At 64.1% G+C, this 11,732-nt stretch carries 10 protein-coding genes; 3 read left to right on the forward strand and 7 right to left on the reverse strand.

Annotated elements, in window-relative coordinates; translation table 11 throughout:
• Positions 1 to 9 precede the first annotated feature (9 nt).
• The 3 genes from ctaC to AU175_RS15215 all read right to left on the reverse strand — a co-directional run bounded on the left by ctaC (position 10) and on the right by AU175_RS15215 (position 3,091).
• Positions 10 to 882, reverse strand: coding sequence for an aa3-type cytochrome oxidase subunit II (gene ctaC / locus AU175_RS15205; RefSeq protein ID WP_066291469.1), 873 nt, complete (start codon positions 880 to 882; stop codon positions 10 to 12).
• Between the two features lie 184 nt (positions 883 to 1,066).
• Positions 1,067 to 1,456, reverse strand: coding sequence for a HesB/IscA family protein (locus AU175_RS15210; RefSeq protein ID WP_066291471.1), 390 nt, complete (start codon positions 1,454 to 1,456; stop codon positions 1,067 to 1,069).
• 204 nt (positions 1,457 to 1,660) lie between these two features.
• A complete protein-coding gene (locus tag AU175_RS15215; RefSeq protein WP_066291474.1) occupies positions 1,661 to 3,091 on the reverse strand; it encodes a dipeptidase in 1,431 nt (476 codons plus the stop codon).
• A gap of 119 nt (positions 3,092 to 3,210) precedes the next feature.
• Between AU175_RS15215 and AU175_RS15220 the strand changes: the two genes are divergently transcribed.
• Complete coding sequence (locus AU175_RS15220) at positions 3,211 to 3,813, forward strand: DUF3043 domain-containing protein (protein WP_066291476.1); 603 nt, start codon at positions 3,211 to 3,213, stop codon at positions 3,811 to 3,813.
• 92 nt (positions 3,814 to 3,905) lie between these two features.
• Here AU175_RS15220 and AU175_RS15225 read toward each other — a convergent pair whose 3' ends face one another.
• A complete protein-coding gene (locus AU175_RS15225; protein ID WP_066291478.1) occupies positions 3,906 to 4,976 on the reverse strand; it encodes a quinone-dependent dihydroorotate dehydrogenase in 1,071 nt (356 codons plus the stop codon).
• A gap of 125 nt (positions 4,977 to 5,101) precedes the next feature.
• On the opposite strand from AU175_RS15225, the gene AU175_RS15230 reads away from it, so the two are divergent.
• Entirely contained in the window at positions 5,102 to 6,118 is a 1,017-nt protein-coding gene (locus AU175_RS15230; RefSeq protein WP_066291480.1) for an alpha/beta hydrolase, read from the forward strand.
• Here AU175_RS15230 and AU175_RS15235 read toward each other — a convergent pair.
• The 3 genes from AU175_RS15235 to leuA form a co-directional block, all read right to left on the reverse strand.
• Positions 6,055 to 6,903: an isoprenyl transferase gene (locus tag AU175_RS15235; protein ID WP_066291481.1), complete on the reverse strand. Its 849-nt coding sequence runs from the start codon at positions 6,901 to 6,903 to the stop codon at positions 6,055 to 6,057. The two genes, AU175_RS15230 and AU175_RS15235, sit on opposite strands and share 64 nt — an antisense overlap.
• Before the next feature lie 2 nt (positions 6,904 to 6,905).
• Positions 6,906 to 7,658, reverse strand: a complete 753-nt coding sequence (gene recO, locus AU175_RS15240; RefSeq protein ID WP_066291483.1) for a DNA repair protein RecO — start codon at positions 7,656 to 7,658, stop codon at positions 6,906 to 6,908.
• Positions 7,659 to 7,748: 90 nt separating this feature from the next.
• Complete coding sequence (leuA, locus tag AU175_RS15245) at positions 7,749 to 9,488, reverse strand: 2-isopropylmalate synthase (protein WP_066291486.1); 1,740 nt, start codon at positions 9,486 to 9,488, stop codon at positions 7,749 to 7,751.
• A 257-nt stretch (positions 9,489 to 9,745) separates the two neighbouring features.
• On the opposite strand from leuA, the gene AU175_RS15250 reads away from it, so the two are divergent.
• Positions 9,746 to 11,698 carry a M13 family metallopeptidase gene (locus AU175_RS15250; protein ID WP_066291489.1) on the forward strand — a complete coding sequence of 651 codons (1,953 nt, stop codon included), beginning with the start codon at positions 9,746 to 9,748 and terminating at the stop codon, positions 11,696 to 11,698.
• Positions 11,699 to 11,732: the final 34 nt, after the last annotated feature.

The raw sequence follows: 11,732 nt of genomic DNA on the forward strand, positions 1-11,732 counted from the left end.
TCGCTCCCCTTACTTAATTTCGTTCAGGTTCGGGTTGCGGTCGTACTCTTCGCCGAGGAGACCCGTGTTGCCCGCGTCGCGCAGTTCGTCCATGTGGGCTTCAAATTCGGCCTCGGACACCACCTTCACGCGGAACAGCATTTCGGAGTGGTACTCGCCACAGAGTTCGGCGCACTTACCGTCGTAGGTGCCCTCCTTAGTGGGGGTGAACCTGATGTAGTTGGTCTTGCCCGGGATCATGTCGCGCTTCTGCAGGAAGGCGGGTACCCAGAACGAGTGGATGACATCGCGGGAGTTCAGTTCCAGGTCCACGGACTTGCCAACGGGCAGGTACAGCGTGGGGAGCTTCTCTTTGTCGATGGTGTCGCCCGTGAGGTGCGCCTGGACACCGGCCTCGTAAACGTCTTGTTCAATGACGTCGCCGGCCTTGTAGTTGAAGTCCCAGGCCCACTGCTTGCCGCGGACGTCCACTACGACGTCGGCGGGCTGCGAACGGTTGTCGATGGCCTGCTGGTCGCGGTCGGTGAAGTAGAAAAACACCAAAACCATGAACAGCGGGATGGTCAGGTAGAAGACCTCGAGCGGGAGGTTGAAGCTGACCTGCTTCGGGAAGCCCTTGGTCCCCTTGCGGCGGCGGTAGGCAACCAGGCACCAGACGATCAATCCCCAAGTAATGATGCCCACAACAAGTGCGGCGATCCATGAGTTGACCCAGAGGTCCATGATCCGGTCAGTGTGATTGGTGGTGCCACGCTCGGTGGGCAGCCACCCCTTCTCTACCTCTGGTGAACATCCAGTCAAAACCAACGCGCCGGCAAGTGCCAAGCCTGAGATCGATGTGATCGTTTTGCGTCGGCTGCCGGTTCGGTTCTGCGAACTCACAGACGGCCCTTCCTACTTGTTGCTGTTGCCCGGCAGCGTCGGCTGCCCGGGCACACTAAAAGTTTTACTACTCGGTGTAGAGCTTACCGCTCCGCCGGGCGTTTCGCCCACATGTCGGCACAGTGCGGCCGTGCCGTTTCGGGCACGGCCGCACGAAGTGCCGGCATCGGGCGAAAAGTCCGGGTCAGTGGAACGAATCCCCACAGGCGCAGGAGCCGCCGGCGTTGGGGTTGTCGATCGTGAAGCCCTGCTTTGAAATGGTGTCCTCGAAGTCAATGCTGGCGCCGCTGAGGTAAGGCACACTCATCTTGTCGACGACAACTTCGACGCCGTCGTAGTCGCGGACTGCGTCTCCATCGAGCAGTCGCTCGTCAAAGTAGAGCTGGTAGATGAGGCCAGAGCAGCCGCCGGGCTGCACAGCGACGCGGAGGCGGAGATCGGTCCGGCCTTCCTGTTCAAGGAGGCTGCGTACTTTGCCTGCGGCGACGTCGGTCAGCTTGACCTCGTGGGCGGCCAGTTCATCACTGGCAGCGCTGGTGGTTTCGGTGCTGTTCTCATTCGTTGCGGTGCTCATTGGCCTACCTTCTTAGGACGGTCCTCGGCGGCCCCGCATCAGCGGTGCCTGCCCCTACGGAAACGGTATGGGCTATAGCTACATGCTACGTCGGTCAGACGTGTAGCTCTAACTCCTGACGTAACCATGGGGGCTTCGTGGTTGTTCCCCGGGTGGGGCTCAGGCGCGGCAAATGTCATGCTGCTCGCCGCCGCCGTCGAAGGTTCAGTCCAATCCGCCGGCATTAAGGCGGGCCAGGAGCAGTGCTTCTGCCACGATGGCGTTCCTGAAATCCCCCAGGTGGAGGGATTCGTTGGCGCTGTGCGCCCGGGAATCCGGATCCTCGACGCCGGTGACCAGGATCTGCACGTCGGGGTACAGCTCGGTCAGGTCTGCGATGAACGGAATGGACCCGCCGATTCCCGTTTCCACAGCCGGTACACCCCAGGCTTCCCCCAGCGCCCAGAGTGCCAGGGCGGCAGCCTTGGACGACGTATCAGTCTGGAACGAACTCCCGCTCTCCCCCGGAGTGAACACCACTTTCGCGCCAAACGGCGCGTTCGCCTCGACGTGCCGTCGTACCGCTTCCATCGCTTCGGCGGGCACCTGCCCCGGCGCCAGCCGCAGACTGAACTTTGCCCGGGCCCGTGGCAACAGCGTGTTGGACGCCATATCGACAGCAGGAGCATCAAAACCGATGATGGACAGCGCCGGTTTGGTCCACAGCCGTGAGGCAATGGTGCCCGAACCGGCCAGCCGGACACCCTCAAGCACCGAGGCGTCCGCCCTGTATTCGGCTTCCGTGAGATCCACCGCCGCCTCGTCACGGGACACCAGGCCCTGGACCGCAACGTTTCCATCGGAGTCATGCAGCGTGGCAATCAGGCGCGCGAGCAGCGTAGGGGCGTCCAGTACCGGGCCACCGAACATCCCCGAGTGAACAGCGTGCTCCAGAACCTGAACTTCGACGGTGCCGTCCACCAGTCCGCGCAGGCTGGTGGTCAGGGCAGGAATGCCGACTTTCCAGTTGCTCGAGTCAGCCACCACGATCACGTCGGCACGCAGCAGTTCCCGGTGGGCTTCAAGGAAGGACCGGAACGTTGGCGATCCGGCTTCCTCCTCGCCCTCAAAGAAGAAGGTCACACCCAGGCCCAGATCGCCGGCAAGAACTTCGGAGACGGCCGTAAAGGCCGCCACATGCGCCATGATTCCTGCCTTGTCGTCGGCGGCGCCGCGGCCGTACAGCCTTCCGTCCTTCTCGACGGCGGCAAAGGGTTCCGTCTCCCACAGCGCCGGGTCCCCGGGTGGCTGTACGTCATGATGGGCATACAGGAGGATGGTCGGTTTGCCATCCGAGGCCTCCCTACGGGCGACAACGGCGGGTCCGCCCGCAGTACCGTCCTCCTTGTCACACCGCAGGATCCGGACATCGTCCACGCCTGACCTCTTCAGCAGTTCGGCCACGGCCTGGGCACTGCGGTCCAGGGGTTCGGGATCGAAACTCGGCCAGGCGATGCCGGGAATCGACACCAGTTCCTTAAGCTGGGCCACCGTGGCGTCAAAGGCGCGGTCGACGGAGCGCCGGAGTTCATCGGCATGGATGGCGCCCGCGGAATGGCCGGAGTTGTGCGGCGTTGCCGCTGTAGGAGAAGTCATGGCAAAACATTACCTGCGCCGGACCAGGGAGCAGGCCCACCACAACCGGTCACGGGACCGGCTGCATGGCCCCTTCGCTACGGAGCCGGTGGCGGGCCGCCGCAGGGTATTCTGTTGGGGTGTTCGGACGTAAAAAAGAAGCGCCCTCGGCGCAGGAAACCATAGACCAGCAGGCCGCAGAAGCAGCTGCCCGGCAGGATGCCGCGGCGGGGAAGGGTGTGCCCACGCCCAAGCGCAAAGCGCAGGAAGCGGCCCGCAAGCGCCCTCTGGTGCCGGAGGACCGCAAGGCCTCAAAGGCGGCTGAACGCCAGGCAATCCAGGACCAGCGCCTGAAAATGCGCCAGGCGCTCGACACCGGTGACGAGAAATTCCTGCCGCTGCGTGACAAGGGCCCGCAGAAGCGTTTTGCCCGCGATTACGTGGACGCCCGCTTCAGCCTGGGCGAGTACCTGATGTTCGGTGCGCTGGTCTTTGTCATCATTTCGCTGCTGGTGCCGTCGACCAGTGAACAAATGATTTATGTCCTGGGCGGTTTTTGGGTGATGTTCCTGGCGGTCTTTGTGGACGTCTTTATCCTGTCCCGCCAGCTCCGGAAGCGCCTGACCGGGAAGTTCGGCGAGGTGGAGCGGGGCGTTGTCTGGTACGGCTCCATGCGGTCGCTGCAGTTCCGCAAACTGAGGCTGCCCAAGCCGCTCGTCAAGCGCGGCGAATACCCCTCCTGAAAATTGCGGCCGGTGCACGCGCATCGCTGCCCCCTAAGACGCAGCAAAACCCCGGCGGTTATACCGCCGGGGTTTTTTGTACCTGTTGACCGTCAGGCGCGGCGGTTCTTTGCCAGCTGGCGATTAATCCGTGCCGCCCAGAAAGGCCCTTCGTAAAGGAAGGCGGTGTAGCCCTGGACGAGGGTGGCCCCGGCATCCAGGCGGTCCTGGACGTCCTGGGCGTTCTCAACACCGCCGACGGCCACGAGGGTGAGTGCACCTCCGGTGGCGTCCCTCAGCCTGCGGAGAACTTCAAGCGAACGCTGCTTCAGAGGTGCACCGGACAGCCCGCCGGCACCGCACCTTTCCACGCATTCGGGAGTGGAGCGCAGCCCCGACCGTCCGATCGTGGTGTTCGTGGCGATAATGCCGTCCAGCCCCAGGTCAAGGGCGAGGCGTGCGACGTCGTCGATATCTTCGTCGCTGAGATCCGGGGCAATTTTGACCAGCAGGGGAACGTGCCGGCCAGCAGACCTGTCAGCTTCCTCCCCTACCGCCGTCAGCAGCGGCCGCAGGCTCTCCACGTCCTGCAGCAACCGCAGCCCCGGGGTGTTGGGCGAACTGACGTTGACTACCAGGTAGTCGGCAGCCGGGGCGAGGCTGCGGGCACTGACCAGGTAATCCGCTATCGCGTCCTCCAGTTCCACGACTTTGCTCTTGCCGATATTCACGCCGATGACGGGACGGACTCCGGGGTGCCTGCGCTGCAACGCGGCGCGCGCCGCCTTCAGCCGCGGTTCAACGGTGGCGGCACCGTCGTTATTGAAGCCCATTCTATTAATGACAGCCCGGTCTTCGACCAGCCGGAAAAGCCGTGGCTTCGGATTGCCCGGCTGAGCCTGGCCCGTAATGGTCCCGACTTCCACGTGTCCAAACCCCAGCTCCGTGAGCGCCTCTATTCCGTGGCCTTCCTTGTCAAAGCCCGCCGCGAGGCCAAACGGTGAGGGGAAGGTCACCCCGAAGGCGGTGGTCTGCAGTGCAGGCGACGGGGCGGTGAACTTCTGCAGGATCCTGCCGGCACCGGAGGAATGCGCAAACCTGATGCCCCTGAATCCGATCTTGTGGGCGCGTTCGGCGTCCATCCATGAGAAGGCGAGCTTAAAGAATGTGGGATATACGCGCATGCCTCTAGTTTTCCGTCTGGGACGGCACAGTCCAAACCAGAACCCGCAACATCCGCCGCTGCCCATCACATTCAGGTGCGGGAGTGCCGCTACTCATGAGTAGGGACGCGGACTAGCATGACTTCATGGACTGGGAACCCGACATCCTTGGTGACGGCTTCGAAGCGTGCAGCTTCGACGCGGTCGGCGATGACGGTGTGTCGCGGACCGCGACCCTCGTGAGACACCGCCCGGCTGCCGGCCCAGCCGCCAGGGCTTCAGGCCGCCGTCGCGCAGTGCTCTTTCTGCACGGCTGGAGCGACTACTTTTTCAACGTGGACCTCGCACGGTTCTGGACAGACCACGGCTACGAATTCCATGCCCTGGACATGCACAACCATGGCCGGAGCCTTCGTCCGGATTCACCCGGAGGCTATGTTGGCAACCTGGCGGACTATGACGCCGAGATCAGCAAGGCAATCGGCATCATCGGCAGCGACGGGCCGCAGCCGGAGCTCACGCTGATGGGACATTCCACGGGCGGGCTGGTCGCCGCGCTGTGGGTGGGTGCCCACCCGGGAACGGCCTCGCAGCTGATCCTGAACAGCCCGTGGCTGGAAATGCACGGCAATTCGCTGGTGCGCCGGGCCGCCTCCACCATGGTCGGACCGATGGCACGGTTCCGCCCGGAGGCGATATTGCGCCTGCCCGAACGGGGCTTCTACTGGCGCACCATCAGCAGTTCGGCTGAAGGTGAATGGGCCCTGGATGACCGCTACCGGCCGCCCATGGCGTTCCCGTTGCGCGCGGGCTGGTTGAGTGCCGTCCTTGCCGGGCACGCGAAGGTGGCACGCGGCCTGGGGATCGAGATCCCCATCCTGGTCCTCCTTTCGGGGGGCAGCGCAACCGGGCCCTTCTGGACGGAGGAAATGCGGCGGACAGATGCCGTGCTCGACGTCAACATCATTGCCCTGCGGGCGTTGACATTGGGGCGCACCGTGACGGTGGAACGGATCGACGGCGCCCTGCACGACGTGTTCCTGTCGCCGGCCCGGGTCCGCGCCGACGCGTACGCGCGGTTGGCCCGCTGGTTGCGCGGCTACGCCGGGCCGGGTCCTGAGGGGGACGAACGCGGAGAGGCCGCGTCCACCGCCCCGCCGTAGCGCCGGTCACGCCGCGCGTAGATTTCGACGGCGTCCCACAGGGTCCGGCGGTCCACATCGGGCCACAGCGTGTCCATGAAAACAAACTCGGCGTACGCCGACTGCCACAGCAGGAAGTTGGACAACCGCTGCTCCCCCGAACTCCGCAGGAACAGGTCCACGTCCGGAAGGTCCGGTTCATCGAGATACTTTTGGATCGTCTTCTCGGTGATGGCGCCCGGCTTGAGGCGGCCCGCGGCCACTTCGGCGGCGATCGAGGAGACTGCGTCGGTGATCTCAGCGCGACCGCCGTAATTAACACACATGTTCAACGTGCAGGTGCTGTTGCCGGCGGTGTATTCCTCGGCTTCTTCCAGTTCCCGGATGACCGAACCCCAAAGCCTGGGCCGACGTCCTGACCAGCGGACCCGTACGCCCCAGGCGTCCAACTGGTTCCGCTGGCGTCGCAGCACATCCTTGTTAAAACCCATCAGGAAACGGACCTCCTCGGGTGAACGGCGCCAGTTCTCGGTGGAGAAGGCATAGACACTGACGTACTCGATGCCGAGCTCAATGGCACCGGCCATGACATCAAGCAGAGCTGGCTCCCCGGCCTTATGCCCTTCAATCCTGGGCAGTCCCCGCTGGTTGGCCCAGCGGCCGTTGCCGTCCATCACGATGGCCACGTGCCGGGGAATGAATTCGGCGGGGATGGACGGAGCAACGGCACCGGAGGGGTGCGGGTACGGCGCCACCACCGGCGTACTCCTCTTTCGGGACGGGCTGTTCTTTTTTCCCAAAGCCACTGTCAGCTACGCTCCACATGTTTGAGTGATTTCACGACACGTTCCAGGTGCCATTGCAGGTAAGCGGCTACCAGCCCGGCAGCTTCCCGTCGATGGACGGGCAACGATCCATCCGCCGTCGGCCAGTCCCCTGTCAGCAGGGCACCCAGCAGGACAACTGTTTCCGCTGCCGGAGCGGGGGAACCCGGGGGGCGGCAGTCGCCGCAGACCATGCCGCCCACGGGCGCAGAGAATGCGGTATGCGGTCCTGGGTTGCCGCACCGGGCGCAATCCGTAAAACTCGGGGCCCAGCCGCCGGTGGCCAGTGCCCGCAGCAGATATGAATCCAGGATGAGGCCGGCGGAATGCTCGTCCCGGCTCAGCGATGCCAGCGCCCCGACCAGGAGGTTGTACTGGGCCGTCCCGGCTTCGCCGTCAACGTCCGTGAGTTTTTCCGCAGTTTCGGTCATGGCTGCTGCCACGGTGTAACGGCCATAGTCAGCAGCGATGCTGCCGCCATACGCGCCCTTGGCGATGGCCTGCGTGACGATGTCCAGTGTTCGCCCCGACACGAGCTGGAGGTCAGCCACCATAAACGGCTCGAGCCTCGCCCCGAAACGGCTGCTGGTCCGCCGCACACCCTTGGCCACGGCCCGGATTTGTCCATGGTGCTTCGTCAGCAGAGTGATGATCCGGTCCGCCTCGCCCAGTTTATGCGTGCGAAGCACTACTGCGTCATCCCGGTAGGACCGGGCAGCGAAGGATTGTTGGACCACGCTTAATCTTCCCATTGTCTGGCGGAAAACCGCCCATTGGGACGGGCAGGCGTTGCGCGCCGGGGGTTTCGGCGCGCAACGCATTCCCGGTCAGGCGCGGGCATCCCTGATGGCGCGGTTGACGGCGGAGATGACTGCCTTGAGCGAGGACATGCTGGTGTTGGCATCGATGCCAACGCCCCACAGCACCCGTTCCCCCACTGCGCATTCGACGTAGGCAGCTGCCATCGCGTTGCCGCCTTCGGACAGTGCATGTTCGCTGTAGTCAAGCACCCTGACGTCCACGCCGTCCTGGCCCAGGATGTCCAGCAGTGCGGCGATGGGTCCGTTACCCGTTCCTGTCCGGCTGACCTGGCTGCCGTCGATGCCCAGGGTTGCGTGCAGCGTCATGCCGCCGTTCTCGTCCGTTTCCGTCCGGACTGTTCCCAGGGAATAGCGGCCCCACTGTCCGTCGGAGTCGCCCGCAGGCAGGTACTCGTCCTGGAAAACCTGCCAGAGCTGGGACCCGCTGACCTCGCCGCCCACCGTGTCGGTGCGCTTCTGGATGACCCCGGAGAACTCGATCTGGGCGCGGCGCGGCAGGTCCAGGCTGTGCTCGTTCTTGAGCAGGTAGGCCACGCCGCCCTTGCCCGACTGGGAGTTGACCCTGATGACGGCTTCGTAACTGCGGCCCAGGTCCTTGGGATCCACGGGCAGGTAGGGGACCTGCCAGGTGAAGTCGGCCACGTCCTTGCCGGCAGCGGCAGCGTCACGCTCCAGCGCCTCGAAACCCTTCTTGATGGCATCCTGGTGCGAGCCGGAGAATGCGGTGAACACCAGGTCCCCGCCATACGGGGAACGCTCGGCCACGGGCAGCTGGTTGCAGTACTCAACCGTGCGGCGGATGTCGTCGATATCGGAGAAGTCGATCATGGGGTCAATACCCTGGACGAACAGGTTCAGACCCAGCGTCACCAGGTCAACGTTTCCGGTCCGCTCGCCGTTGCCGAAGAGGCAGCCCTCGATCCTGTCAGCGCCGGCCATGTAGCCCAGCTCGGCCGCTGCGACGCCGGTCCCGCGGTCATTATGCGGGTGCAAGGACAGGATGATGCCTTCGCGGGGGTGCAGATGGCGGCTCATCCACTCGATGGAATCGGCGTAGACATTGGGGGTGGCCATTTCCACGGTGGCAGGCAGGTTGATGATGACCTGGCTGTCCGCGGAGGCTTTAAAGACATCTGCGACGGCGTTGCACACGCGGACCGCGTACTCCAGCTCCGTGCCGGTGAACGATTCCGGCGAGTATTCGTACGTGACCTGCGTATCGACGAGGGTTTCCTCGTACTTCTTGCACAGCCGGGCACCCTGGAGGGCGATGTCCAGGATTCCATCTTCGTCCTGGTTGAACACAACGCGGCGCTGCAGCACGGAGGTGGAGTTGTAGAGGTGGACGATGGCCTGTTTGGCACCCACCAGGGACTCGTAGGTCCGCTCGATCAGGTGTTCACGGGCCTGGGTCAGGACCTGGATGGTGACGTCGTCGGGGATGTGGTTGCCCTCGATCAGCTGGCGGACGAAGTCAAAGTCCGTCTGGGACGCTGAGGGGAAGCCTACCTCGATCTCCTTGTAGCCCATGCGTACCAGCAGGTCGAACATCTTCATTTTGCGGGCGGGGCTCATCGGGTCAATCAAGGCCTGGTTACCGTCACGCAGGTCTACTGCGCACCAGCGCGGCGCTTTGGTGATGATCTTGTCCGGCCAGGTGCGGTCCGGCAGCTCAACCGTGATCTGTTCGTGGAACGGGCGGTACCGGTGGGCGGGCATTCCGGAGGGCTTCTGTGCGTTTCGCATTACTATCGGGGCCTTTTCTATGGTTCTTCTCTGAAAGGGTGGCCGGGCAACACAAACTCCGCGACGAGGATGGGCCTTGCGCTAGATCGCGTCTGAGGCCTCGCCGCGGCAGCTAAGAAGAAGGAGCTCTGCACGCACCTTTTGAGAGTAGCACGCGTGCGTAAGATGAGAGAGCACCACCGTCCTTATCGTCTCACCATGCAGACCCCGCATCCGGTGCCGGCACCGGATGCGGAACGTCACACGAAGGAGCTTACGTGCCCATCTCGGGGATCGATCTGTCCAACATTGACCACAGCGTCCGGCCGCAGGATGACCTTTACCAGCACGTGAATGGCTCCTGGCTCAAGACCACCGAAATCCCGGATGACCGCCCGTTGGAGGGTACATTCACGGCACTGCGGGACGGAGCGGAAATCGCCGTCCGGGACATCATCGAGGAGGCCGCCGCCAAGGGCGAGACAGCCAGCGGCATCGAGCGGAAAGTGGGCGACCTCTACAACAGCTTCATGGACGAGGCCACCGTAGAGGCCAGGGGCATGGATCCCATCCGAGGGCGGCTCGCCGAAGTGTTCGCCACTTCCACGGTGGCCGAGCTCGTGGCACTGGCTGGCCGGCTCTTCCGCGCAGACGTGTCGGGACTCTTCTACATCTACCCCGCCCCCGATGCCGGGAACCCGGACCGCATCCTGCTGTACACGGGCCAGGGCGGCCTCGGGCTGCCGGACGAGTCGTACTACCGCGAGGAAAAATTCGCGCCAATGGTCACCGCCTACGGTGATCATGTGCGCACGATGTTCACCCTCGCCGGGATCGAGAATCCTGAGGACGCGGCAGCCCGCGTGGTGGCACTGGAAACCCGGCTTGCCTCCCACCACTGGGATAACGTCACCTTGCGGGACCCGCAGAAGACCTACAATCTGAAGACCGCCGAGGAAGCATCCGAGCTGTTCCCCCTGCTCGGAACCTGGTTCGACGCCGCCGGTATCGATGCCGACAAACGGCAGGAAATTGTCGTCAGCACACCGGACTTCTTCACCGGGGCCAGCGGCCTGATCGAGTCGGAGCCCCTCGCAGTGTGGCAGGAATGGCTCGCGCTGCGGGTCATCGGCTCCGCCGCGCCGTACCTATCCCAGGCGTTCGTGGACGCTAATTTCGCGTTCTACGGAACCACCATTAGCGGCACGCCGCGGAACAAGGACCGCTGGAAGCGGGGGGTCGGCGTCGTCGAGTCAGCCCTCGGCGAAGCCGTGGGGCAGATCTACGTCTCCCGGCACTTCCCCGAAACACACAAGGCACGCATGCAGACCCTGGTGGCCAATCTCATCGAGGCCTACCGCCAAAGCATCACGGGCCTTGAGTGGATGGGCGAGGACACCAAGGCCGAAGCCCTGCGGAAACTCGCGGCGTTCCGCGCGAAGATCGGCTACCCGGACAAGTGGATCGACTACTCTGCGGTGGAGATCGATCCCAAGGACCTGTTGGGGAACGTTGAGCGGGCACACAATGCCGACGTCGACCGCCACCTCGACGAGGTGGGGAAACCGGTGGACCTGGACAAATGGCTGATGACCCCGCAGACGGTCAACGCCTACTACCACCCGATGCTGAACGAGATCGTCTTTCCGGCCGCCATCCTGCAGCCGCCGTTCTTCACGGCGGACGCGGACGACGCGGTCAACTACGGCGGCATCGGCGCTGTGATCGGCCACGAGATCGGCCATGGTTTTGACGATCAGGGATCCCAGTTCGACGGCGGCGGCGCTCTGCGGAACTGGTGGACCGAGGAGGACCGGAAGGCGTTTGAGGAACTGACCGCCAAGCTCGTGGTCCAGTACGATGCGCTCTCCCCGTACGCGGCCCCGGACCACAACGTCAATGGCAGGCTGACGCTCGGGGAAAACATCGGCGATCTCGGCGGCCTGACCATCGCCTACAAGGCCTACCTCATCAGCCTTGACGGCAAGGAGCCCGAGGTCCTGGACGGGCTGACCGGTCAGCAGCGCTTCTTCGCCTCATGGGCGGCCGGCTGGAGGCAGGTAATCAGGGCGGAGGAGGCCATCCGGAGGCTGGCCACGGATCCCCACTCCCCCAACGAGTTCCGGACTAATGCCATCGCGAAAAACCTGGATGCTTTCCACGAAGCGTTTGGGGTGACGGAACAGGACGGCATGTGGATGCCGCCCGAGGACCGTGTCAGCATCTGGTAACACCCGGGAAGGCGGGGGGGGGCGGGGGCGGGGG

Source organism: Arthrobacter sp. B6, from assembly GCF_001663775.1.
GTDB lineage: Bacteria > Actinomycetota > Actinomycetes > Actinomycetales > Micrococcaceae > Arthrobacter.